Source organism: Nocardia anocheti (genome assembly GCF_029675105.1).
GTDB lineage: Bacteria > Actinomycetota > Actinomycetes > Mycobacteriales > Mycobacteriaceae > Nocardia.
The window spans coordinates 202097-224761 of the sequence record NZ_JAQQFV010000010.1; the positions used below are offsets into that span (position 1 = coordinate 202097).

25 protein-coding genes and 1 pseudogene are annotated in these 22665 nt (G+C 69.8%); 19 read left to right on the forward strand and 7 right to left on the reverse strand.

The window, feature by feature from the left end:
* Positions 1-72: 72 nt before the first annotated feature.
* On the forward strand, positions 73-369 hold the full coding sequence (locus QC180_RS25620; RefSeq protein ID WP_278265373.1) for a hypothetical protein: 297 nt from the start codon (positions 73-75) through the stop codon (positions 367-369).
* On the opposite strand, the gene QC180_RS25625 is transcribed toward QC180_RS25620, so the two are convergent.
* A complete protein-coding gene (locus QC180_RS25625) occupies positions 357-998 on the reverse strand; it encodes a TetR/AcrR family transcriptional regulator (protein WP_278265374.1) in 642 nt (213 codons plus the stop codon). The two genes, QC180_RS25620 and QC180_RS25625, sit on opposite strands and share 13 nt — an antisense overlap.
* A gap of 89 nt (positions 999-1087) precedes the next feature.
* On the opposite strand from QC180_RS25625, the gene QC180_RS25630 reads away from it, so the two are divergent.
* From QC180_RS25630 to QC180_RS25665, 8 genes are all read left to right on the forward strand, one after another.
* The gene (locus QC180_RS25630; protein WP_278265375.1) at positions 1088-1561 is read left to right on the forward strand and encodes a hypothetical protein; all 474 of its coding nucleotides are present in this window, start codon (positions 1088-1090) and stop codon (positions 1559-1561) included.
* A gap of 132 nt (positions 1562-1693) precedes the next feature.
* Positions 1694-3559 (forward strand): ABC transporter ATP-binding protein, encoded by a 1866-nt coding sequence (locus tag QC180_RS25635; protein WP_474646533.1) that lies wholly within the window; start codon positions 1694-1696, stop codon positions 3557-3559.
* Entirely contained in the window at positions 3556-5316 is a 1761-nt protein-coding gene (locus QC180_RS25640; protein WP_278265376.1) for an ABC transporter ATP-binding protein, read from the forward strand. Before QC180_RS25635 ends, QC180_RS25640 begins: the two co-directional genes overlap by 4 nt.
* Before the next feature lie 9 nt (positions 5317-5325).
* Entirely contained in the window at positions 5326-5970 is a 645-nt protein-coding gene (locus QC180_RS25645) for a TetR/AcrR family transcriptional regulator (protein ID WP_278265377.1), read from the forward strand.
* Positions 5971-5999: 29 nt separating this feature from the next.
* Entirely contained in the window at positions 6000-6302 is a 303-nt protein-coding gene (locus QC180_RS25650) for a hypothetical protein (protein ID WP_278265378.1), read from the forward strand.
* 198 nt (positions 6303-6500) lie between these two features.
* On the forward strand, positions 6501-7349 hold the full coding sequence (locus QC180_RS25655; RefSeq protein WP_278265379.1) for a PucR family transcriptional regulator: 849 nt from the start codon (positions 6501-6503) through the stop codon (positions 7347-7349).
* Positions 7350-7406: 57 nt separating this feature from the next.
* Positions 7407-7886, forward strand: coding sequence for an amidase family protein (locus QC180_RS25660; RefSeq protein WP_278265380.1), 480 nt, complete (start codon positions 7407-7409; stop codon positions 7884-7886).
* Between the two features lie 20 nt (positions 7887-7906).
* Entirely contained in the window at positions 7907-8611 is a 705-nt protein-coding gene (locus QC180_RS25665; protein WP_278265381.1) for an amidase family protein, read from the forward strand.
* Positions 8612-8668: 57 nt separating this feature from the next.
* On the opposite strand, the gene QC180_RS25670 is transcribed toward QC180_RS25665, so the two are convergent.
* The 3 genes from QC180_RS25670 to QC180_RS25680 form a co-directional block, all read right to left on the reverse strand.
* A complete protein-coding gene (locus QC180_RS25670) occupies positions 8669-9136 on the reverse strand; it encodes an SRPBCC family protein (RefSeq protein ID WP_278265382.1) in 468 nt (155 codons plus the stop codon).
* Between the two features lie 113 nt (positions 9137-9249).
* The gene (locus tag QC180_RS25675; protein WP_278265383.1) at positions 9250-9801 is read right to left on the reverse strand and encodes a DUF2637 domain-containing protein; all 552 of its coding nucleotides are present in this window, start codon (positions 9799-9801) and stop codon (positions 9250-9252) included.
* A gap of 141 nt (positions 9802-9942) precedes the next feature.
* Positions 9943-11247, reverse strand: coding sequence for an AI-2E family transporter (locus QC180_RS25680; protein WP_474646534.1), 1305 nt, complete (start codon positions 11245-11247; stop codon positions 9943-9945).
* Between QC180_RS25680 and QC180_RS25685 the strand changes: the two genes are divergently transcribed.
* Positions 11246-11935 (forward strand): phosphodiesterase, encoded by a 690-nt coding sequence (locus tag QC180_RS25685; protein WP_278265385.1) that lies wholly within the window; start codon positions 11246-11248, stop codon positions 11933-11935. The two genes, QC180_RS25680 and QC180_RS25685, sit on opposite strands and share 2 nt — an antisense overlap.
* A 280-nt stretch (positions 11936-12215) precedes the next feature.
* Here the strand turns inward: QC180_RS25685 and QC180_RS25690 are convergent.
* Together QC180_RS25690 and QC180_RS25695 are read right to left on the reverse strand one after the other, a co-directional pair.
* Positions 12216-12569, reverse strand: a pseudogene (locus QC180_RS25690) (amino acid permease); the annotation flags it as partial.
* An 11-nt stretch (positions 12570-12580) separates the two neighbouring features.
* Complete coding sequence (locus QC180_RS25695) at positions 12581-12850, reverse strand: GlsB/YeaQ/YmgE family stress response membrane protein (protein ID WP_278265386.1); 270 nt, start codon at positions 12848-12850, stop codon at positions 12581-12583.
* A 137-nt stretch (positions 12851-12987) separates the two neighbouring features.
* Here QC180_RS25695 and QC180_RS25700 point away from each other — a divergent pair, with 137 nt between their 5' ends.
* The 3 genes from QC180_RS25700 to QC180_RS25710 all read left to right on the forward strand — a co-directional run bounded on the left by QC180_RS25700 (position 12988) and on the right by QC180_RS25710 (position 16451).
* Entirely contained in the window at positions 12988-13458 is a 471-nt protein-coding gene (locus tag QC180_RS25700; RefSeq protein WP_278265387.1) for a Fur family transcriptional regulator, read from the forward strand.
* Entirely contained in the window at positions 13455-15701 is a 2247-nt protein-coding gene (gene katG / locus QC180_RS25705) for a catalase/peroxidase HPI (protein WP_278265388.1), read from the forward strand. Before QC180_RS25700 ends, katG begins: the two co-directional genes overlap by 4 nt.
* Positions 15702-15824: 123 nt before the next feature.
* Complete coding sequence (locus tag QC180_RS25710) at positions 15825-16451, forward strand: hypothetical protein (protein WP_278265389.1); 627 nt, start codon at positions 15825-15827, stop codon at positions 16449-16451.
* Positions 16452-16460: 9 nt separating this feature from the next.
* On the opposite strand, the gene QC180_RS25715 is transcribed toward QC180_RS25710, so the two are convergent.
* Positions 16461-16928, reverse strand: coding sequence for a DinB family protein (locus QC180_RS25715; RefSeq protein ID WP_278265390.1), 468 nt, complete (start codon positions 16926-16928; stop codon positions 16461-16463).
* Positions 16929-17121: 193 nt separating this feature from the next.
* Here QC180_RS25715 and QC180_RS25720 point away from each other — a divergent pair, with 193 nt between their 5' ends.
* The 6 genes from QC180_RS25720 (at position 17122) to QC180_RS25745 (ending at position 22653) form a co-directional block, all read left to right on the forward strand.
* Positions 17122-17310, forward strand: coding sequence for a DUF1918 domain-containing protein (locus tag QC180_RS25720; RefSeq protein ID WP_278265391.1), 189 nt, complete (start codon positions 17122-17124; stop codon positions 17308-17310).
* 116 nt (positions 17311-17426) lie between these two features.
* Positions 17427-18848 carry an FAD-dependent monooxygenase gene (locus QC180_RS25725; RefSeq protein WP_278265392.1) on the forward strand — a complete coding sequence of 474 codons (1422 nt, stop codon included), beginning with the start codon at positions 17427-17429 and terminating at the stop codon, positions 18846-18848.
* A gap of 111 nt (positions 18849-18959) precedes the next feature.
* Positions 18960-19616: a fasciclin domain-containing protein gene (locus QC180_RS25730; RefSeq protein WP_474646535.1), complete on the forward strand. Its 657-nt coding sequence runs from the start codon at positions 18960-18962 to the stop codon at positions 19614-19616.
* Positions 19617-19732: 116 nt separating this feature from the next.
* A complete protein-coding gene (gene sigK, locus QC180_RS25735; RefSeq protein WP_278265393.1) occupies positions 19733-20374 on the forward strand; it encodes an ECF RNA polymerase sigma factor SigK in 642 nt (213 codons plus the stop codon).
* Positions 20371-21102, forward strand: coding sequence for an anti-sigma factor (locus QC180_RS25740; RefSeq protein ID WP_278265394.1), 732 nt, complete (start codon positions 20371-20373; stop codon positions 21100-21102). The genes sigK and QC180_RS25740 overlap by 4 nt, the downstream gene beginning before the upstream one ends.
* 30 nt (positions 21103-21132) lie before the next feature.
* Positions 21133-22653: a molybdopterin-dependent oxidoreductase gene (locus QC180_RS25745; RefSeq protein WP_278265395.1), complete on the forward strand. Its 1521-nt coding sequence runs from the start codon at positions 21133-21135 to the stop codon at positions 22651-22653.
* Positions 22654-22665 lie beyond the last annotated feature (12 nt).

Sequence of the window (22665 nt, forward strand, 5' to 3'; positions counted from 1 at the left end):
CGAAGGTGTCTCGGAGCACAGTTGTCGATCTTGGTTGCGGTACTGTAGCCGACGGCAGGATGTGAAGGCGGTATGCCGTTCGATCACTTCTACACGGAGGAGATCCGCATGTCCCGAACTCCCGGATCACGTGTTCGTCTGGCCGCGCTCGTCGGTGTGGTGGCGTTGTCCGCCGCGGTTTTCTCGATGGTTGCCGAAGTGTCACCCGCCCCCGCGATGCCGCCGGGTGCCGCGGTCGCGCAGGCCGAGGACGACGAGCCGCAGCGGCTGTGCCCGAGTGGCGCCGAGACCGAGGACGCTGAATGCACCGACAGTGAGCACGAGCGGAACCAGCACCGGTACCGGCACCGCCATCGTCACGGGCACTGACCGGGGTCGCGGGTGGGGCACCGGAGGTAAGTGCCGAGCAGGACGACCATCTCGTCTTCGAGCTGGTCGGGTCGGGCCGGGGTGGTGGTGGCGATGAGGCGGTGGACGAGGGATTCCACGGTGGCTACCACGATGCGGGCCGAGAGGTGGGGGTCGGGGACGGTGACCTCGGGGTGGTCGGTCAGCAGGTGGGTGACCAGGGCGACGGCGAACTGCTCGGTGTCGTGCAGGCGCTCGAGCAGGGCGGGGGAGCGGGGGGCCTCCTCGAACAGGACGCGGTGCAGGCGGGGGTTGTCGCGGTGGTTGTCGATGGTGGCGCGGACGAACAGGCGCAGGATGTCGTCGAGTGAGTCCGGGAGTCCATCGGCGAGGCGTTCGCCCAGGAGGCGGGTGCCCGCGTCGATGTGTCCGTCCATGAGGGCGCGCAGGATGGCGTCCTTGTTCGGGAAGTACTGGTACAGCGAACCGATGGAGACTCCGGCGCGCTCGGCGATGCGATTGGTCGTGCCCGCCCCGTAGCCGTGTTCGGCGAAAACCTGAGCAGCCGCGGTCAGGATCCACTCCCGGGTCTCGGCCGCGCGCCGCTGTTTGGGCTGTTTACGTGGCTTGAACCGGTCCGTGGGTGCCATGGTCGTCTCCGCTGTCGAATGCGAGTAGTCATCGGCCCTCGCCGCGCCCAGGATTCAGGGGAGGTCCACACCGCGGGAGACGAGGGTAGATGCGCACAGTCTGCATAGGAACCGAACTACCGACAAGCGCCGACCGGGTCTGGCGCGCCATGCTCGCCCCGGCGACCTTCCTCCATGTGTGCCGGGGCCTATTCGGCATCCCGATGCTCGCGGGCCGGGTCGAACCGCTGCGTGCCGGGGAACACGGGACGGCCTGGCTGTGGGCCTTCCACGTCCTGCCGCTCTACCGGCACACCATCGAGGTGCTCGACGTCGACGAAGCCAGTGGCACCATCCGCACCCACGAACACGGCGGCGCGCTGCGGTCCTGGAACCACACGCTGCACGTGGAAGCCCGCACCGACCACACCTGCCACTACACCGACACCATCGAGATCGACGCGGGCCCCGCCACCGCACTCGTCGCGGTCGTCGCGACCGGCATCTTCCGGTATCGCCAACGGCGCTGGCGCCACCTGGTGCGCCGTCACCTGCTGCCCGAGGGCACCGCCTACGGAAGTTGACCCACCCGAAAGGCCCTGCGGCACGGGTTTTCGAGTCGCGAGCTCTTGCGGACGCTGCTGTGCTCCCTTAATGTGAACTCCATTCATTATTAAGTATGGCAAACCTAACTTGCGTCCGATCCAGGAGCGGCCATGACCACAGTGATTTCGTCGGCGGACAGTCCGGCACCCCCGGAAGACGCCGAGGACACCGGCGCACCGCGGACGACCCGCGACATGAAGCAACAGCAGAAGGCGGGCGCCCGCGCGCTGCGCGCCCTGTTGAAACCGGTGTCGACCACGCTGACCGTCGGCAGGCTCCTCGCCGTGGTCTCGGGCGTCGTCGCGGTGGTGCCCTATATCGCCCTGGTGCGGATCGGGGAGGTGCTGCTGAACGCGCACGCCGCGGGCGTGCCGGTCGACGGCGGTGCGGTGGACCGCTGGCTGCGCATCCTGCTCGGCGCGTTCCTGCTCCGCCTGGTGATCTACTTCGTCGCCCTGTTCCTCACGCACCTGGCCGACGCGCGCTTCGGCCACCTGGTCCAGCTGCGCATGGTCGAGCGCTTCGCGCGAATTCCCCTGGGCTGGTTCACCTCCACCAACTCCGGGCGGGTGCGCAAAGCGCTGCAGGACGAGATCGGCACCGTCCACCAGCTCATCGCGCACAAACCCGTCGACGGCACCAACGCGGTGGTGATGCCGCTCGCGTTGATGGTCTACGCCTTCGTCATCGACTGGCGGCTGGGCCTGTTGACGATCGCGACACTGCCGTTCTATGTCGGCGCGATGATGCTGCCGATGATCGGCATGGGCGCCAAGACGGTGGAGATGGATCAGCGGCTGTCGAGCGTGTCGGCCAGGATGGTCGAATTCGTCACGGGGATCGCGGTGGTGAAGGCATTCGGCCGCGTCGGCCGCGCGCACCGCAGCTACCAGGACGCCGCCGACGAGTTCTACGCCTTCTACCTGGACTGGGTGCGACCGCTCATCCGCGTCTCCGCGCTGGGCACCTCGTTCCTGGCGGTGCCATTGGTGCTGCTGATCAATATCGGCGTCGGGTCCGTGCTGGTCCACAACGGGGCGGTCACAGCCGCCGACGTGCTGGCCACGGCCCTGATCGCGCTGCTGATCCCGTACGCGCTGGAAGTGCTGATGAACTCGATGTGGGCCCAGCAACTCGCGGGCGGCGCGGCCCTGCGGCTGGTCGAGTTGCTCGACACGCCGGTGCTGGCCGACGAGGATGAGCGCGAACAGCCGCAGGGCCACGAAGTGGTCTTCGATCACGTGAGCTATTCCTATGGGGCCGCGGCGGATTCCGGTCTCGCGATCGAGGACGTGAGCTTCACGCTGCGGGAGGGGACCGTCACCGCGCTGGTCGGTCCCTCGGGTTCGGGCAAGTCCACCATCGCCACCCTGCTGGCCCGCTTCGACGACCCGCGCTCGGGCACCGTGCGGATCGGCGGAGTCCCGGTCTCGCGGATCGCGGACCTGTACTCGCGGGTGGGATTCGTGCTGCAGGACCCGCAATTGCTGCGGATCAGCCTGCGCGACAACATCGCCCTCGGTCGCCCGGACGCCACCGAGGACGAGATCCGCGCGGCCGCCGCCGCGGCCCAGATCCTCGACGAGATCGACGCGCTGCCCCGCGGATTCGACACCGTCTACGGCAAGGACACCGCGCTGTCGGGCGGACAGGCCCAGCGCGTGTCCATCGCGCGGGCCCTGCTCGTCGACGCGCCGGTCCTGATCCTCGACGAGGCCACCGCGCTGACCGATCCGGAATCCCAGCACGAGATCCAGCAGGCCCTCTCGGCGCTGGCGCGCGGCCGGACCGTGCTGCTCATCGCGCACCGTCCCGAGGTGATCACCGGCGTCGACCAGATCATCCTCATCGACTCCGGCCGCGTCGTCGCGACCGGCACCCACGACGAACTGCTCGCCGAACCCGGCTACGCCCAGCTGTGGCGCTCCAGCGGCGCCGCACGCGCCACCACCACGCCAGAAGGAGACCGGCGATGACCCTGCCCCTGCTCGACATCGGGCCCCGGATGGGCCGCATGGTGTCGCGTCCGGAGAAGATCCGCGTCACCCTGGCCGTCAGCGTGCTGGCCGGACTCGTCGAAGGTCTGGCGCTGGCCGCGCTGCTGCCCACCATCAGCGCCTTGGCCGAGGACGGCCCGGTCTGGGGTCTCGACCTGGGCGGCTGGCTGTGGGTGCTCGCCGGGTTGGCCGTGGCCAGCTTCGCGGTGAACTACCTGCAGAGCGGCAAGAACTACGCCGTCGCCCTCGACTTCCTGGTCAGCATCCATCGGCTGGTGGGCGACCAGGTCGCCAAGCAGCCCCTGGGCTGGTTCTCCCGGCCGGTGGCGGGACGGCTCTCGCGCATGGTGTCGACGGAACTGATGTCGGCGGGCGAGATCTTCGCGCACATGTTCGGGCCGCTGGTCGCCCGCGTCACCTCGGCGACGGTGATCATCGTCGCGGCCTGGCTCTGGAACCCGCTGCTCGGGGTGATCCTCACCGTGGCGGTGCCGGTGTTCGTGGTGATCACGCTGGTGTCGACGGGGCTCATGCGTCGCGGCCGAACGATCCACGAACCGGCCGAGATCGCCCTGGCCGACCGGATCGTCGAATACGCGCAGTGCCAGGGCGCGCTGCGGTCCTGCGGTCGTAGTGCGGATTTCGCGCCGCTGTCGGCGGACCTGGATCGCGCCTACCGCACCAAGACGCGTGGGCTGTGGTTCGAGTCGGCGGGTCTGCTGCTCGGCGGGATGGTCACCCAGGGCGTGGTCGTCGCCCTGATCAGCGCGGCCGGGTCGCTGGCCGTCGCGGGCACGCTGCAGGCGATCCCGGCGCTGGCCTTCATCGGCCTGACCCTGCGGTTCTCCTCCACGTTGTCCTCGATCACCGAGAACGCGGTGGCATTGGAATCCCGGCGCCAACTGCTCGACGCCCTCGACGAGGTGCTCACCGCCGAACCACTGCCCGAACCGGCCGCGCCCGCCGTGCTCCCCGCGCCCGGCAGCGTGACGCTCGAGGGGGTCACCTTCCGCTACGCCCCCGACGCCGCACCCGCCCTGCGCGAGGTGTCGCTGTCAGTGCCCGCCGGATCGATGACCGCGCTGGTCGGCCCGTCCGGCAGTGGGAAGACCACTGTCGCGCGGGTGATCAGCCGGTTCTACGACATCGAGGCGGGCACGGTCTCGGTGGGCGGCACCCCGGTCACCGCGCAGACCACCGAGCAGCTGATGGGTCAGCTGTCGATGGTCTTCCAGGACGTCTACCTCTTCGACGACACCCTGGTTGCCAATGTGGCGGTCGGGCGCGCGGACGCGAGCGCGCGGGAGGTGCGCGAGGCGGCCGATCTCGCCGGGGTCACCGAGATCGCCGAACGCCTGCCCGACGGCTGGGAGACCAGGGTCGGGGAGGGTGGTCGGGCACTGTCGGGCGGTGAACGTCAGCGGGTGGCCATCGCCAGAGCGCTGCTCAAACGCGCGCCCATCGTCCTGCTCGACGAGGCGACCTCGGCCCTCGACGTGGAGAACGAGGCGCACGTCGTCGCGGCGGTCGAGAAATTGCGGGAACAGGCCACGGTCATCGTGATCGCGCACCGGCTCGACACCATCGCCCGGGCCGACCACATCATCCAGTTCGACACCGACGGCACCGTGGCGGCCCACGGCACCCACGAGGAACTGCTCGCCGCCGACGGCACCTACGCGCGGTTCTGGCGGCACCTGCACAGCACGCGAGGGTGGCGCCTGACGAACCATTAGCCTGTCCGCATGAGCGGTGCGGGACGGGCGACGGGCAAGAAGGTGGGTCGCAAGCCCGCCTTCACCGAGCAGGACGTGATCCGGGCGGCGATGGACGAGGGCATCGACAAGTTCACCCTCGCCGCCGTCGCCGACCGGATCGGCGTCGTCACCACCGCGATCTACCGGCTGTTCGGCTCCCGCGACGACATCGTCGTCGGCTGCCTGGACGTCATCGCCGCCACCATCCGCTACCCCGAACCCGGCGCAGACTGGCGCGACACCCTGCGGCTGTGGTCCGACGAATGCTGGCGGGTGTGCGAGGAGAACCCCGGCCTCACCCGCGTGGTCTACTCCTTCGCCCCCGCCTTCACCCGCATCGCCCACATCCTCGAGGCGTACGCGGCGAACCTGACCGCCCAGGGCATCACCCCGGCCCAGGCCATGTTCGCGCTGGACTTCCTCGGCGACACCGTGTTCGCCTGCCACCTCGGGGTGCAGTCCATGCGCACCGTCGACCCCGCCGGTGTCAGCGGTCTGCAACGCGTCCGGGAAGCGTTGGGCGACAACACCTCTGTCATGCAGCCGCGGGAATCGTGGATCGACCGCGGCGCGACCGACGTCAAGGTGCGCTTCATCATCTCCGCGCTCGAGCACGACTGGCCGGAGATCTGATACCCGCTCCCGGCGCTATGCTCGCGATCGTGCCACCCGACTCCGGGATATACCCGCCCCCGCCGCGCAACAGTGTCGGGCTGGCCGCACTGGTCCTGGGCATCCTGGGCCTCGCCCTGTCGTTCATCCCGTTCACCGGTGAGTTCGTCGCGATCCCCTGCGCCGTCGCCGCGCTGATCACCGCCTACATCGGCTACGACCGCGTCGACCGCGTCGACCGCGGTATCGCGACCAACCGCGCCGACGCGGTGGTGGGCGGCCTCCTGGGTCTGCTCGCGCTGATGACCGCCATGCTGATCAACCTCGCCGTCTACAGCGGCCAGTCGAGCTGACCTCCCCGCCGCCGAAGGTTCTTGGCGCGGGCGACAACACAGTGTGGCGGAAGGCTGTGGCTGCGTGCAGTGACAGTGTTACACAGTGTCACGCACACTGGTGCAGGTCACCGTTTCGCCTGGTACGTGCACCAGAGTGCTCCGGCGGAAGCGACGGAGGTCGTTCGATCGGCGGTGGCTCTACGGAAAGCACCGCGAATGACTGCCATCGAGTATGTGGGCCCCCTGGGCGTCGAGACCGTCGGGTATCACCGTGATCGATCCGGCCCCGCCGAACTGGCGCGGGCGATGTTCGCCGATCGCGGGGTCGCCGAGGTCAGCCACCGGCACGGGCTGACGGTGCCGGAGCGGTCGGTCGTCCTGGCTGTGTCCGCTGTGTCGGATGAGCTCGGGCCGGTGTCGCCGAGTGACCTGCATCGGTGGATCACCGCGTCGTGTCGCCGACCGGTGCCCGCGGTATTGGGTGGCCGGGGCGGGACGATCCTGGTCCCGGACACCGAGGTGTTGGGCGAGATCGACGGTGTCGTCGCGGAATCCGCGCTCAGTGTGGTGTCCCTGGCGGCGTCGCGGCGTGACATCGCGACCGCCCGACGGCAGGCCCACGAACTGCTCGAGGTGGTGAACACCGTCTACGGGACGCCCGGCCTGTATCCCTTCACGGATTTCGCCCTGGAACACCAACTCACCCGCCCGGGGCCCGGACGCGACCGGCTGGCGACCGTGATCGCCCCCGTCGCCGCGCAGCCGGACCTGCTCATCACTCTGCGTACCCACCTGCGGTCCGGCCTGCACCGCGGCGTCACCGCGCGCACGCTCTACATCCACCCCAACACCGTGGACCACCGGCTCAAGCGGATCGCGGAACTGACCGCGCTCGACATCCTCGACAGCGCGACGATGTGGCAGCTGCACGCGGCACTCATCGTGCACGACTACCTGCACCCGGACGAGGCCGTGCGCGGATGGCGGCCGGTGCGCGGATGCTCCGAGGGCAGGATCTATCGTGCGGGCCCACGTCTCGTCGCGCACGCGGAGATCCGCGCCTGAACCATTGCGGGAAAAGGGATTTCATGGCTTTTCCCGAGTGTCGTTGGCGTCGGAAACATGGAATGGAATCTGCGGTCGGCCCGAGAACTCATGCTGGCATTGCGAGCCGGTGAGGTGTCCTCGCTGGAATCGACCGAGGCGGCGATCGCGGCGATCGAACGGGACGACAGCGTGATCAACGCGATCTGGGTGCCCGATTTCGCGCGGGCGCGGGCGGCGGCGCGGCAAGCCGACGTGTCGCGGGGAGAGGATCGGCCGCTGCTGGGTGTTCCGATCACCGTCAAGGAGTCCTATGACGTGGCCGGGCTGCCCACGACCTGGGGTATGCCGCAATACCGGGACTTCCATCCGGCCGAGGACGCGGTGCAGGTGGCGCGGGTGAAGGCGGCGGGCGCGGTGATCCTCGGCAAGACCAATGTGCCACCGGGACTGCAGGATCTGCAGAGCTTCAACGAGATGTACGGAACCACCACCAACCCGTGGGATTCCGGCCGCGCCTCGGGCGGATCCTCCGGCGGATCGGCCCCGACCCGCTGACCTCCGGTGTGGCACACCGGGTGACACTCCCGCCCCCGCGTCACGAGGGACTCGACGACTTCCGGGTGCTGGTCCTCGACGACCATCCGCTCCTGCCGACCGGCACCGCGGTCCGCGCGGGCATCCATCGTGTGGCGGACGTACTCGTCGCGGGCGGCGCGCGCGTCGAGTGGCACAGCCCGCTCCTACCCGACCTGGCCGAGGCCGCGACGCTCTACACCCAACTGCTGTTCTCCGGTTCCGTGGCACGGTTCCCCGTCGACGCCTACGAGCAACTGCGCGCCCGCGCCGCCGACCTGGACCCCGACGACCGGGGCCTGGACGCGACGCGACTGCGCGCCATGGTCCTGAGTCACCGCGACTGGCTGGAGGTCTACAACCGCCGCGAGATCCACCGCCACAGCTGGCGACAGCTGTTCGGTGAGTTCGGCGCGGTGGTGTGCCCGATCACGCCGACGCCCGCGTTTCCGCACGACCACGACCCGGACCTGCTCGGCCGTCGCCTCGATATCGACGGCGTCGACTACCCGTTCTTCGACCAGATCATCTGGGCCGGACTGGCCACCATGCCCGGCCTCCCGGCGACCGCCGTCCCCACAGGCCGATCGCCCGAGGGACTGCCCGTCGGCGTGCAACTGATCGGTCCGATGTTCGAGGACCGCACCCCGTTGCGGCTGGCCGAACTCCTCGAACAGCACCTCGGCGGCTTCGAGTCACCGAAATAGTCACGGACACAGCCGAAGGCGGCGACCGGAGCACCGGTCGCCGCCTTCGGTCGCGGGTCAGATCCCGACGTCGGGACGCGGGATGTCACCGCGCCAGGCTCCGGTCTCGTGGCCCTCGCTCTCGATGAACTGCTTGAAGCGGTTCATGTCACCGTGCACGCGATGCTTCAGCACGCCGAGTTTGTCGGCGGCGGTCTCCACGAAGCCCTCCGAGTCGACCTCCATCTGGGCGGTGATCCGGGTGTGGGTGTCGTCGAGGCGGTGGAAGGTGATGACCCCGGCGTGCTCGGGACCACTGTCGGACTTCCACGCCACCCGTTCCTCGGGATGCTGTTCGGTGATGGTGGCGTCGAACTCCCGTGTCGACGGACCGACGTGGATGCGCCAGTGGGTGTGCCGGTCGTCGAGCTGGTCGACCTGCTCCACCCCCTCCATGAACCGCGGAAACGTTTCGAACTGGGTCCACTGGTTGTAGGCGGTACGGATCGGGACGTCCACATCGACAGTTGCGGCTACCGTGCTCACGGGTACTCCTTCCCCGGCCTGGTCGCGGCGTCGCCGCGGGACCGGATTCGGTGGTGTCGTACACAGAGCGCGGTACCCGGCGTCGGTGGAGGCAAACAGGACGCCGCCGATTCCTAGGCCCGAGGCGTCGGCGTCGTCGATGGTGTGCGTGCCTCGCTGCGGTACTGGTCCCACCACGCCGCGCTGTCCTGCGGCGCGGTGTCGGTGCTCTTGGGTGGCGGGGTGGCGGGGACCCGTAGGGCGCGCAGCCGCCAGTCGTCCTCGCGGACCGAGGCCACGATCCGCACCGGGACGACCGCCGTCAGCAACAGGTAGTTGGCGACACACACCATCAGGCACAGCGGGGGAACCGAGACCACGGTCGCGATCTCGAGGGTGCTCAGCACGATCGGATCACGCGAGACGGCCAGGACATTGCCGCAGATACTGGCCAGCACCGCGGCGACGAGCAGGAGCTCGTAGACCCGCACCAGGGAGGTCGCCCGATCGTCGCGGATGCCGACCAGCGTGAGGAAGGTACCGGCCAGCAGCGCGACGGTGAGACCGACCACCACCGGCCACAGCCAGGTGAGGTGGACGGGGATACCGGCCGCGCGGGCGAGGGTGGCGGTGAAGGTGAAGGAGGCGATCGCCGCCGCGACGACCAGCGCCGACCCTAAGCCCACCAATAGCTTCGGCACCGTGAACGGAACAGGGCGGGGGTACGGGTCCGTGTGGTCCATCAGGCTCCATCCTACGGGCTACGGCCACCAATCATGCAGGCCCCCAACAGAGTACGGGTCCGCGCGGATTGGACACCGTCCAAACTAGGCGGGGGCCCGCACCTCCGGGTCCGGGTCGTCGTCCACCGGGTCGAGCGGTGGGGCGGTGACGGCGTCGATCTGCTCGCCGATATAGCGCAGGACCACCGCGATCATGGCCACCACCGGCACGGCGAGGAAGGCGCCGGTGATGCCGTAGAGCGAGCCGCCCGCGGTCACCGAGAGCAGGACGATCACGGCGTGCAGTTCCATGCTCCGGCTCTGCAGGACCGGTTGCAGCACATTGCCTTCGAGTTGCTGCACCGCGATCACGATGCCCAATACGATCATCGCCGTGGTGAACCCGTTGCCCACCAGCGCCACGAGCACCGCGAGCGCACCGGCCACGAACGCGCCGACCATGGGCACGAAACCACCGATGAACGTGATCACCGACAGCACCATGGCCAGGGGCACGTGGAGGATGAACAGGCCCGCGCCGATACAGACGGCGTCGACGAAGCTGACCACGGCCTGGGTGCGGATGAATCCGCCGAGGGTGGCCCAGACCCGTTCCAGCACCGCCTCGAGGTGGCGGCCACTGCCCCGGCCCAGCACCGAGTGCATCCAGGGCAGCAAGCGCGGGCCGTCCTTGAGGAAGAAGAACACCAGCACCAGCACGAGGAACAGGGTGATCAGCACCGAGGTCGCGGTGGACACGCCGGTGAACACACCGTTGGCGATCTGCGCGCCGCTGGATTGCAGCCGGTCCACGATGGCGTCGACGGCCGAATCGAGTTGCTCGTCGCGAATCTTCAAGGGTGGCCCCTGGGCCCAGTCGCGGACCTGGTTGATACCGGCGGTGGACTTGTCGGCGAGTTCGGGGGCCTGATCAGCGACCGAGGGGATGATGAGCGCGACGATGCCGCCCAGGATCGCGAGGAAGCCGAGCAGGGTGACGGCCGCGGCCAGGGCCGGGGGGAATTTGTGGCGGGTGAGCCAGCGGGTCGGCGGCCACAGCACGGTGGTCACCACGATGGCCAACGCCACGGGCAGCAGCACCACCCAGAACCGGGCGGCGATCGAGCCGAGCACCCACGCGCCCGCCGCGATCGCGACGATGCACAGCGACCACTTGGCCAGCCACAGCAACCCCCCTCCGATCACTTCCCCGCGGTCGCGCCGCGGTTTCCCGTTCGGCTTCGTCTCACTGGTCGCTTTCCCCGGCCCGGTCACGCTGCCAGTCTGGCATGCCCGCCGCCGCCGCTCGACTCGAGTCGGAACAACGGCTTTTCCGTTTCCACCGGGCCCGACCGGGTAAGCGGCACGCACTCCACGCGGCTGCGTGCAGTTCGTCGAAAGGGCAACCATGACCGATCTTTCCGGCGCCGTGGTGCGGCGCGTCTTCGAGACCGGAGCGCGCGTTCGGCACGCGCGCGTCTTCCATCCGCGCGGGATCCGCCTGGCCGGGCGGTTCCACGCGACCGAGGAGTTCTCGCCGTGGTTCGGGACGGGGGACCGGGCGGTGATCGCCCGGCTGTCGAAGGGCTTCGGCGCCCCGGCGGGTCTGCCCGATGTGCTCGGCCTGGCGATCCGCGTCCTCGACCGCGACGACCGCCCCTGGGATTTCGCCCTGGCCACCACCGGGCGCGGCGGCCTCGGCCGCTTCGTGGTGACGCCCGCGCGCGGCTGGGCCAGGGCGCGCTTCGGCTCGCTGATGCCCTACCGGTTCGGTGACTCGGAGCCGGTCTGGGTCTTCGCCGATCCGCTGGAAGCCGCCGATCTCCCCACCACGACCTCGCTCGACGAGATGAACCACACCCTCGGCGAGGACGGCCTGATCCGCGTCGAACTGGTCGCGGACGCCTGGGGCCGCACCCTCGCCATGGGCGAACTCGACCTGCGCCTGGCCGAGCCGGGCGAGCACCGCACCGACTTCTTCGATCCGATGCTCAACCGACCCGAGGACGTCACCCTGCTACCGGAACTGGTGAGCCGCCTGCGCGAACGCGCCTACACCGGCAGCCGCCGCGGCCGCGGCGAGGCCGAATCGAGCTAGCGCTCAGTCGGGTGGTTCCTGCGCGTGCTCGGTCTCGGCGATCTCGGGAGCGACTTCGCGCGTGGCCATCCCGCCGTCGCGGCCCTCGTCGGCGGCCGGGGCGGCCACCCCGAGGTTGTTTGTCGTCCTTGTCGGGATGGGTGTCATCGGTGCGTGGCATGAGACTCTCCTTCTTCGTGAGTGGTGATCCGCGGCTGGGAACGGTGGCGGCGAACGCGCAGCGCGTTCACTCCGGCCAGAACGAGCCCCGAAGCGACGAGCAGGAGCCCCCGCGTCCACACCGCAGGTAGTCCCCGGCGAACGCGCGCGCCAAGGCCCCGACGGACACGATTCCGGCGGCGAGCATGCAGAAGCCGAGGAAGGAACCGGCCGCGGGGCCGAAGGCGGTGGTCACGTAGTGCGCCGAACCACCGGCACGTGGATATTTGGTGGCCATCTCCGCGTACGACCCGGCGGTGAGGGCCGCCAGCCCGAGGGCGACCAGCAGCGGCAGCCACACCGCTCCGCCGGACGCGGCCGCGATATCGCCGACCAGGACGTAGGCGCCCGCCCCGAGCACATCGCCGAGGATGAAGAAATACAGCAGCGGGGTGGTCACCGCGCGTTTCAGCGCGACGGTGGTCGGGGCGGACACGGTTCAGGCGGTCATGCGCCTCGGCGGCCGGTGACCAGGCCGACCAGGAACAGTAGGATCACCGCGCCGCCGAGGCAGGTGAAGAAGCTGAACCACAGGCCGCCGCCTTCGACGTCGACGTTGAACAGTTTGAGGAGGAATCCGCCGAGGAGTCCGCCGACGATGCCGACCACGATATTGAGCAGGATGCCCTGCTGTGCGTCGGTCTTCATGAACTTGCTGGCGATCCACCCGGCGAGGCCACCGATGATGATCCAGCCGAGAATTCCGAGTCCGAGCATGGTGTTCTCCCCTTCGTGCGGGCGGCCCGCACCCGATGTGCGCCGCTGGATGTGCGCATACCCCGGTGCGTGGTCGTCAATCGCGGCACACCCGCGGCATCCTTGACTCGTTCCAGAATGCGGGGAACACTGCGAGCGTGCCCCCGGACGTGGGATTCCAGCAGCTGCTACGGGACGCGTCGTTACGTGTGACGGCCCCGCGGGTGGCGGTGTTGAGCGTGGTGCACGAGCATCCGCACACCGACACCGACACGATCGTGCGCGCGGTGCGATCCCAGCTCGCCGCGGTCTCGCGCCAGGCCGTCTACGACTCGCTGCACACCCTCACCGACGCCGGACTGCTGCGCCGCATCCAGCCCCGCGGCCTGGTGGCCCGCTACGAGACGCGGGTCGCCGACAACCACCATCACCTCGTGTGTCGCGCCTGCGGGGCGATCGCCGACGTCGACTGTCAGGTCGGCGCGGCACCCTGCCTGACCGCCGCCGACGACCGCGGCTTCGTGATCGACGAGGCCGAAATCCTCTACTGGGGGCTGTGCGCCGAATGCGCCGCCACCACCGACAACGATCCAGCCCACAGCCCGCTCGATCCGTCCAGGAAGGAATGACCACCATGACCTCCGACAGCCGACCACCCGAGCCCGACACCCACACCCAGAGCACCAGCGAGAGCGAGAACCCGGCGATCCCGTCGCCGACCCCGCAGCCCGACCGCCGACCGCGCACCATCGAGGACTGGTGGCCCGAACAGATCGATGTCTCGGTACTGCACGCGCACTCGTCGAAATCCAATCCGCTCGGCGAGGACTTCGACTACGCCGCGGAATTCGCCCAGCTCGACGTCGACGAGCTGAAGGCCGACGTCGCCGCCGTGCTCACCGACTCGCAGGACTGGTGGCCCGCCGACTACGGCAACTACGGCGGCCTGTTCATCCGGATGAGCTGGCACGCGGCCGGGACCTACCGGATCGCGGACGGTCGCGGTGGTGGCGGCCAGGGCGCCCAGCGCTTCGCCCCGCTCAACAGCTGGCCCGACAACGCCAATCTGGACAAGGCCCGCCGCCTGCTCTGGCCGGTCAAACAGAAGCACGGCAACAAGATCTCCTGGGCCGACCTGCTGGTCTTCGCCGGAAACGTCGCGCTGGAGGAAATGGGTTTCCAGACCTTCGGATTCGGCTTCGGCCGCCCCGACATCTGGGAGCCGGAGGAGGTCTTCTGGGGCCCGGAGGACACCTGGCTCGGCGACGAACGCTACAGCGGCGAGCGCGAACTCGCGGGTCCGCTGGGCGCGGTCCAGATGGGCCTGATCTATGTGAATCCCGAAGGGCCCAACGGCCGCCCGGATCCGGTGGCCGCGGCCCGCGACATCCGCGAGACGTTCGGGCGGATGGCGATGAACGACGAGGAGACCGCCGCGCTCATCGTCGGCGGCCACAGTTTCGGCAAGACGCACGGCGCGGGCGACGCCGGACTGGTCGGCCCTGAACCCGAGGCCGCCCCGATCGAGCAGCAGGGTCTGGGCTGGAAGAGCGCCTACGGGACGGGAAAGGGCAAGGACGCCATCACCAGTGGGCTCGAGGTCGTCTGGACGGCGACCCCGACCAGGTGGAGCAACGGGTTCCTGAAGAACCTGTACGGATTCGACTGGGAACTCACCCAGAGCCCGGCCGGAGCCTGGCAGTGGAAGCCGAAAGACGGTGCGGGCGAAGGACTGATCCCGGACCCGTTCGACGGTCCGGCCCGCACGCCCACCATGTTGACCACCGACCTGTCCCTGCGTGAGGACCCGATCTACGGGCCGATCACCCGCCGCTGGCTCGACCATCCCGAAGAGCTGGCCGAGGCGTTCGCCAAGGCCTGGTACAAGCTGCTGCACCGCGATATGGGACCGGTCAGCCGCTATCTCGGGCCGTGGATTCCCGAGCCGCAGCTGTGGCAGGACCCGGTGCCCGCCGTCGAGCACCCGCTGATCGACGAGCGGGACATCGCCGCGCTGAAGAAGTCCGTGCTCGAATCCGGTCTGTCTGTCACCGAGTTGGTACGGACCGCGTGGGCCTCGGCGGCGAGTTTCCGCAGTACCGACAAGCGCGGCGGAGCCAACGGCGCCCGGGTGCGCCTCGAACCGCAGCGGAACTGGGAGGTCAACGAGCCCGACGAGCTGACGCGGGTGCTGTCCGCGCTAGAGCGGATCCAGCAGGATTTCAACGGCGGGGACAAGAACGGCGGGGACAAGAAGGTGTCGCTGGCCGACCTGATCGTGCTCGCGGGCGCGGCGGCGGTGGAGAAGGCGGCCGCGGACGCGGGCGTGGAGGTCACCGTGCCGTTCCATCCCGGGCGCACCGACGCGACCCAGGACGACACCGACGTCGAGAGCTTCGCCGTCCTCGAACCGCGCGCCGACGGGTTCCGCAACTATGCGCGCACCGGCGAGAAGGCCCCGCTCGAGCGGTTGCTGCTGGACCGTGCCTACATGCTCGACCTCACCGCGCCGCAGATGACGGTGCTGCTGGGCGGCCTGCGTGCCCTCGGCGTCACCCAGGGCGGCACCGCGCACGGCGTGCTCACGGATCGGCCCGGCGTGCTGACCAACGACTTCTTCGTCAATCTGCTCGATCGGACGATCGAATGGAAGCCGTCGGAGTCGACCGACAATCTCTTCGACGGCGTGGACCGCCGCACCGGTGCGAAGCGCTGGACCGGCACCACCAACGACCTCGTCTTCGGCTCGCATTCGCAGTTGCGTGCCGTGTCCGAGGTCTACGCCCAGACCGACGCGCGCGAACGGTTCGTCCGTGATTTCGTGACGGCCTGGGTGAAGGTCGCCGACAACGATCGCTTCGACCTGCGCTGACCCGCACCGGAGCCCGGGCCCGCCTTTCGCGGCGGCCCGGGCTTCTGCTTGTCCGGGCGCTGCGTAGCCGCGCTGCCAGGGGGTATTGGCCAGACATCGCTGTTGTCGATGATCGGAGGCATCATGAGCTACATCGACGAGAAGGTCCCGGATGACCGGGGCGGGCGTTTGCGCATCCCCCGGAGCCGAGGCGCGCTGGGTGGCCTGGTCGTTGTGCTGCTGGGCCTGTGGGGCGCGCTGATCCCCTTCCTCGGTCCGTATTTCGATTTCGCCTTCACCCCGGACGACCCCTGGGTGTGGACCTCGGCGCGCGGCTGGCTCGAGGTACTGCCCGGGGTGGTCGCGATCGTGGGTGGTCTGCTCATGCTGATGAGCAGGAACCGGGTGGTGGCCGGTTTCGGTGGCTGGCTCGCGGTGGCCGCTGGTGCGTGGTTCGTGATCGGGCCGTTCCTGGCCGACCTGTTGCGTCTCGGTGACGTGGGCGTCCCCGTGGCCACCGGTGATTTCAAACGTGCACTGCTGAATCTGACGTTCTTCTACGGTCTCGGCGCGCTGATCGTGTTCTTCGCCGCGAGCTCGCTGGGACGTCTGTCGGTGCGCAGCGCGCGCGATATCGCGTTCGCCCGTCGCGAGGCGATCACGAGTGCCGGTGGCGAACGGGTGGTCGAGGAACAGGTGGTCGTCCCCGACGACACGGCCACGCCCGGGCGGCCCCTGCGCAAGCCCGATGTGCGGCACCGTCCGGTGTGAGAACCGACGTCAGTCGCCCGCCAGGATCTGCTCGCGCAGGATGTCGCCGTGGCCCGCGTGCCGGGCGAATTCGGCGGTCATGAACACATAGATCCAGCGCAGACTGACGATCCCCATCCGGGGATGCGCGCGGGTGGCGTCGAGGGCGATGCCCGCGGCGACCGCCCGCGACCTGGCGCTCGCGCGCTCGAATTCCGCGATGACGTCCTCGACGGTTTCGGTGTCCTCGACGTGGAATCCGCCGTGCTCCCACAGCGGGCCGTCGCAGGCGTGGTCGGGCAGCTGTCCGAGGGTGCGTTGGAACCACATCCGTTCGGCGAACGCGGCGTGTTTGACCAGGGTGATCGGCGTGGTCAGCGAGGGGACCAGCCGTCGCCGCGCCGCGCTGTCGGACAGTCCACGCACGGTGTCGATCACGTCGACGCGGGACCGGTCGAGCAGGGTTTCCAGAACTTCTCGTTCGGCGGACCGAGGCATGGCGGTATTCCTTTCACAGCGCGGACACGGGTACCGGGGATCGCGGAATCCGCGATCCTGAATCTTGAGGTCGGCTGCCCGGAATCGTGCGTCCCGGCGAAGAATGCGGGACCGGCGAGCCGATTTCGAATCTACCACCCACCACCCGGTCCATACTGGGTGCGCACAGTGACTGCTCGAGAAAGGTAGCTCGATGCGAGCCAATGTCGGCGATCGACTCGTGGTACACGGCCGCACGGTGGGCCGCACAGACCAGTCCGGCGAGATCATCGAGATCCGCGGCGCCGACGGCGCACCCCCCTACGTCGTCCGCTTCGAAGACGGCCACGAAGGCCTCATGTTCCCCGGCCCCGACGCCGTCATCGTCTCCCCGGACAACTGACCCACCCGCACCCTGCGGATATTTCGCTTGCGGCGGCGTCGCGGCGTGCCGCACACTGGGCGGCCGAGGCCGGGACCTGCGGAAATCCGGGCGATGAGCGAGTGGATGGGTGGTTCATGGTCGAGGTGGTCATTGCCGGGGGTGGGCCGACGGGGGCCATGTTGGCGGCTGAGTTGGGGTTGCGCGGGGTGCGGGTGCTCGTGGTGGAGAAGGAGACCGGGTCGGGGCCGTCGACGCGGATCGTGAGTCTGCATGTGCGCAGTCTCGAGTTGATGGCGATGCGGGGGCTGTTGGAGCGGTTGGTCGCGCGAGGGCGGCGGCGGCCGGTCGGGGGGATCTTCGCCGGGATCGCCGCGCCGGTGCCCGAGGGGCTGGAATCGGCGTATCTGCTGGGGATTCCGCAGCCGGTGATCGAGGAGGTGCTCAGGGAGCACGCGGTCGGGCTGGGGGCCGAGGTCCGGCGGGGGTGTGCGGTGGTCGGGTTCGAGCAGGACGACGACGGGGTGAGCGTCGAACTGTCCGACGGGGAGCGGGTGCGGGCGCGGTATCTCGTCGGGTGCGACGGCGCGCGCAGCACGGTCCGCAAACTGCTCGGCGTCGGGTTCCCGGGTGAGCCCGCGCGCAACGACACCCTGATGGGCGAGATGGCGGTGGGTGTGGCGCCCGAGGAGATCTCCGCCGCCATGGCCGAGCTGAGCCGCACCACGCGCCGCCTCACCCTCCGGCCCTTCGGCGAGGGGATCTACAGCGTGATCGTGCCCGCCGCCGAGGTGGACGAGGATCGCACCCGACCGCCCACCCTCGAGGACTTCCGGCAGCAGTTGCGCGCGATCGCGGGCACCGATTTCGGGGTGCATTCCCCGCGCTGGCTGTCGCGGTTCGGTGACGCCACCCGCCTCGCCGAGCGATACCGGGTCGGCCGGGTCCTGCTGGCGGGCGACGCCGCCCACATCCACCCGCCCATCGGCGGGCAGGGCCTGAATCTGGGCGTGCAGGACGCGATGAACCTCGGCTGGAAACTGGCCGCCCAGGTACGCGGAGGCGCCCCCGAAGATCTGCTCGACACCTACGAGACCGAACGTCATCCGGTCGCCGCCGCCGTCCTGGACAACACCCGCGCCCAGACCGCCCTGCTTTCTCCCGAACCGGGCGCCCAGGCCATGCGCCGCCTGCTCACCGAACTGATGGACATCGACGCGGTGCACCGCCGCCTGATCGAGAAGATCACCGCGATCGACATCCGCTACGACCTCGGCCCCGGCCCCGACCTGCTCGGCCGCGGACTGCCCGACCTCGACCTGTCCGAGGGCAGTCTCTTCGACCGGCTGCGTCAGGGACGCGGCGCGGTCCTCGACCGCACGGCGGGCCTGACCGTCGACGGCTGGTCCGACCGCGTCGATCTGCTCACCGAGCCCACTGCGGCACTGGACGTTCCGGCCCTGCTGCTGCGCCCCGACGGCCATGTCGCCTGGATCGGCGACGACCAGACCTCGCTGAACGAGCACCTCGCCCGCTGGTTCGGCCCACCCACCGACTGACCGTCGAGAAATCCGTCCGATCCGAGCCATCCGCGGCACCGGGCTGGCCGAACTCCGTGACATCCCCTCGGCGCGGCACCTCGCCGCCTCTACGGAAGTGACGGACAAACCATGCGAACCCTGCGCAGTACTCTCCTGGTGGCCGCGATGGTCGGCTCGGTGCTCGGCGCCACCGCCTGTTCCGACGACGACTCGACCACCACCACGACCCCCTCCGCCTCGATGACCTCCATGCCGATGACCTCGGCGCCCGCCACCACCGGTGACGCCGCCGCCGGACTCGTCGGGCCCGGGTGCGCGGAATACGCCGCCCAGGTGCCCAGCGGACCCGGCTCGGTGAGCGGCATGGCCCAGGACCCGGTGACGGTCGCCGCCTCCAACAACCCCATGCTCACCACGCTGGTCTCGGCGGTCTCGGGCAAACTCAACCCGGAAGTCGACCTGGTCGACACCCTCAACGGCGGCGAGTTCACCGTGTTCGCGCCCGTCGACTCGGCGTTCGCGAAGATCGACCCGGCCACCATCGAATCGCTGAAGACCGACTCGGCCACCCTCACCAAGATCCTCACCTACCACGTGGTGCCGAACCAGATCGCGCCCGCCGACATCCCCGGCACCCACAAGACCGTCGAGGGCGCCGAGGTGACGGTCACCGGATCGGGTGACACACTGAAGGTCGGCGATGCGAACGTGATCTGCGGTGGTGTCCGCACCGCCAACGCCACCGTCTACATGATCGACAGCGTGCTCATGCCGCCCGCGTCGTGACGACGACCATCGCGGCGCCGAGGGCCGGGACACCGGGGAAGAAATTCCCCGGTGTCACCCATCCGGGCCTGGGAGCAGGCCGAAATCCCTCTCATGCCGACGTCAGGGACGACACGATGACCGACCGGCCGGGTACCGCACCGATCCGTTTGCGTGCGGTCGATCCGGCACCCGCCTGTCCAGCGGTGCCCCGCGACCATGCCGTGCAAGCCGAGCTGGTGCGGTTGCTGGGCGAGGTCGCCGACCGGGACCGGGCCGCGTTCGCCGAGTTCTACCGCGCGACCAGCCCCCGGGTCTTCGGGCTGGCGTTACGGGTGGTGCGCAATCACGGCGCGGCCGAGGACGTCACCCAGGAAGTGTTCCTGCAGGTCTGGTCCCTGGCCGCCGACTACGACCCCGGCAAGGCCAGCCCGATCGGCTGGCTGATGATGCTCACCCATCGCCGCGCGGTCGACCGGGTGCGCGCCGAGCAGTCGGCCACCACCCGTGACCTGGTGTTCGGCCACGCCCATCTGGGCCGTGACCACGACATCGTGGCCGAGGAGGTCACCCAGCGGCTCGACGAGCAATCGGTACTGGACTGTCTGGGCACGATGACCGACCTGCAACGCGAAGCGGTCGCGCTGGCCTACTACAGCGGCCGCACCTATTCCGAGGTCTCCGAGACCCTGGATGTGCCGTTGCCGACGGTGAAGAGCCGGATCAGAGACGGCTTGAAACGACTCGAGAACTGCTTGACCGGAGGAACATCCCGATGAGCGAGACAGATCGGCAGACCCCCTGGTCCTGGCTCGACGACGCCTACCCGTACGCCCTGGACGCACTGACCACCGAGCAGCGCCGCGCCATCGACCACCGGCTCGACGCGGCGGGCCCGGAGGAGACCGAACAGTTCCACACCGCCGTGCACCGCATCCAGGAAACCCTGGCCTCCCTGACCGCGGTCGACTCGGTGCCGCCCCCGGCCCGGCTCGAAGCGGCCCTGATGCGGGCGCTGGACCGGCTCGACCCGCAGGTCCGTCCGCTGATCCGCCGGGACAGTCGATGGCGTCTGCGCTGGCTGACCGTGGCCGCCGCCGCGATCATCGCGGTGGGTGCCGGAGCGGGGATCGCGGTGGTGATGAACCAGGTCGACGACCCGTCGGGGACCCTCACCGCCCAGCAGGTGCTCGAAGACCCCGACAGCCGGTCGTCGTCGGTGCCGATCACCGGCGGTGGCGCCATGACGGTGCACCAGTCCACCTCGCTGGGCGCCGCGGCGGTGTCGCTGGGGGACATGCCCGCGCTGCCCACCGACCGCGCCTACCAGTTGTGGCTGATCCCCGACGGCGGTTCACCGCAGTCGGTGGCGGTCATGGACGCGAGCGCCACGGGCTCAGTCGTCACCCCCGTCGCCAGCACCGACACCCTCGCGGTGACGGTCGAACCGGCCGGTGGCTCGCCGGGGCCGACCACGCAACCGATCGTCAGCATGGTGGTCGGCTGACGATCGGCCCGAAACAGCAGGAGTGACAGCATGTTCCGCACACCGGGCCGCGTCGGCGCCGCCCTCGCCGCGACGGCCGCCGCGGCGGTGGTGCTCGGCGTCGGCCATCTCGTCGCCGCGCTCGTCGACCCGGACGCCTCCCCGTTCTACGTCCTGGGCGCCACGGTCGTCGACCACACCCCGAAATGGTTGAAGGACAGCGCGATCCGGTGGTTCGGCACCAATGACAAACTGGCACTGGCCATCACCATGGCCGTGGTCATGGTAGTGGCGGCCGCGCTGATCGGCCAGCTCGCGCGTCGCAGTCCGGCGCTCGGGGCGGGCCTGCTGGGCGGGCTCGGAGTCGTGGTGGCGGTCCTGGCACTGCAGCGGCCGACCGCGACTCCGGCGTTCGTGGTACCCGCGCTGGTCGGGGCGGCGGCGGGCGTCGCCGCGCTCCTGCTGCTGTTCCGCGCCCCGGTCGACAGCGAGGCGGGCGACGGTCCGACCCGGCGGACGTTCCTGCTCGCCGTGGCGGGGGTGGCGGCCGGTGCCGCGGCCGCGGGCGCCGCGGGCCGGTACCTCGGCAGCCGTCTGCGCGATATCGCCGCCGACCGTGCGGCTTTCGTGCCGCCAGCGGTCGCCGATCCGGCCCCACCGGTCCTGCCCGAGACGGATCTCCCGGTGCCCGGGCTGACCCGCTTCGTCACCCCGGCCGACGAGTTCTACCGCATCGACACCGCCCTGCGACTGCCCGCGCTCACCAGGTCGGACTGGCGGCTGCGCATCCACGGCATGGTGGACCGCGAGCTCGAGCTCGACTTCGACGATCTGGGTGCGCGCCGTGCCGTCGAATCGATGATCACCCTGACCTGCGTCTCCAACGAGGTCGGCGGCGATCTGGTGGGCACGGCCACCTGGACCGGCTACCGGCTCACCGAGCTGCTCGCCGAAGCGGGACCGGCGCCCGACGCCGACATGATCCTCTCGCGCAGCGTGGACGGCTTCACCGCGGGCACCCCGCTGGACGCGGTGGTCGACAATCCCGACGCCCTGCTCGCCGTCGCCATGAACGGCGCGGCACTGCCGGTCGCGCACGGCTATCCGGCCCGGCTGGTCGTGCCCGGCCTCTACGGCTACGTCTCGGCCACCAAATGGGTGGTCGATCTCGAGGTCACCCGGTTCGATCGGGCCCGCGCGTACTGGACCGAGCGGGGCTGGGCCGCACGCGGTCCCATCAAGACCGCGTCCCGGATCGACGTCCCCGCCGCCTTCGCGAAACTGTCCGCCGGACAGGTGACCGTCGCCGGGGTCGCCTGGGCGCAGGGCCGGGGGATCACCGGTGTCGAGGTGCAGGTCGACGACGGCAACTGGCAGCCCGCCACTCTCGCCGCCGCCTATTCCCTGGACACCTGGCGCCAGTGGACGTGGGTCTGGGACGCCCCGCCCGGCACCCACACCCTGCGGGTGCGCGCGGTCGACGGCACCGGCACCGTGCAGACCGAGGCCCGCGCCACCCCGTTCCCCGACGGCGCCACCGGCCGCCACAACCGCGTGGTCACCGTCTCCTGAGCCGATCGGGGC

Bases quoted from the DNA above. Each gene is read 5' to 3' on its own strand.
- QC180_RS25620 (WP_278265373.1), top strand. From the start codon at position 73: ATGCCGTTCGATCACTTCTACACGGAGGAGATCCGCATGTCCCGAACT.
- QC180_RS25625 (WP_278265374.1), bottom strand. From the start codon at position 998: ATGGCACCCACGGACCGGTTCAAGCCACGTAAACAGCCCAAACAGCGG.
- QC180_RS25630 (WP_278265375.1), top strand. From the start codon at position 1,088: ATGCGCACAGTCTGCATAGGAACCGAACTACCGACAAGCGCCGACCGG.
- QC180_RS25635 (WP_474646533.1), top strand. From the start codon at position 1,694: ATGACCACAGTGATTTCGTCGGCGGACAGTCCGGCACCCCCGGAAGAC.
- QC180_RS25640 (WP_278265376.1), top strand. From the start codon at position 3,556: ATGACCCTGCCCCTGCTCGACATCGGGCCCCGGATGGGCCGCATGGTG.
- QC180_RS25645 (WP_278265377.1), top strand. From the start codon at position 5,326: ATGAGCGGTGCGGGACGGGCGACGGGCAAGAAGGTGGGTCGCAAGCCC.
- QC180_RS25655 (WP_278265379.1), top strand. From the start codon at position 6,501: ATGACTGCCATCGAGTATGTGGGCCCCCTGGGCGTCGAGACCGTCGGG.
- QC180_RS25660 (WP_278265380.1), top strand. From the start codon at position 7,407: ATGGAATGGAATCTGCGGTCGGCCCGAGAACTCATGCTGGCATTGCGA.
- QC180_RS25685 (WP_278265385.1), top strand. From the start codon at position 11,246: ATGACCGATCTTTCCGGCGCCGTGGTGCGGCGCGTCTTCGAGACCGGA.
- QC180_RS25680 (WP_474646534.1), bottom strand. From the start codon at position 11,247: ATGGTTGCCCTTTCGACGAACTGCACGCAGCCGCGTGGAGTGCGTGCC.
- QC180_RS25695 (WP_278265386.1), bottom strand. From the start codon at position 12,850: ATGCTCGGACTCGGAATTCTCGGCTGGATCATCATCGGTGGCCTCGCC.
- katG (WP_278265388.1), top strand. From the start codon at position 13,455: ATGACCACCATGACCTCCGACAGCCGACCACCCGAGCCCGACACCCAC.
- QC180_RS25710 (WP_278265389.1), top strand. From the start codon at position 15,825: ATGAGCTACATCGACGAGAAGGTCCCGGATGACCGGGGCGGGCGTTTG.
- QC180_RS25715 (WP_278265390.1), bottom strand. From the start codon at position 16,928: ATGCCTCGGTCCGCCGAACGAGAAGTTCTGGAAACCCTGCTCGACCGG.
- QC180_RS25720 (WP_278265391.1), top strand. From the start codon at position 17,122: ATGCGAGCCAATGTCGGCGATCGACTCGTGGTACACGGCCGCACGGTG.
- QC180_RS25725 (WP_278265392.1), top strand. From the start codon at position 17,427: ATGGTCGAGGTGGTCATTGCCGGGGGTGGGCCGACGGGGGCCATGTTG.
- QC180_RS25730 (WP_474646535.1), top strand. From the start codon at position 18,960: ATGCGAACCCTGCGCAGTACTCTCCTGGTGGCCGCGATGGTCGGCTCG.
- sigK (WP_278265393.1), top strand. From the start codon at position 19,733: ATGACCGACCGGCCGGGTACCGCACCGATCCGTTTGCGTGCGGTCGAT.
- QC180_RS25740 (WP_278265394.1), top strand. From the start codon at position 20,371: ATGAGCGAGACAGATCGGCAGACCCCCTGGTCCTGGCTCGACGACGCC.
- QC180_RS25745 (WP_278265395.1), top strand. From the start codon at position 21,133: ATGTTCCGCACACCGGGCCGCGTCGGCGCCGCCCTCGCCGCGACGGCC.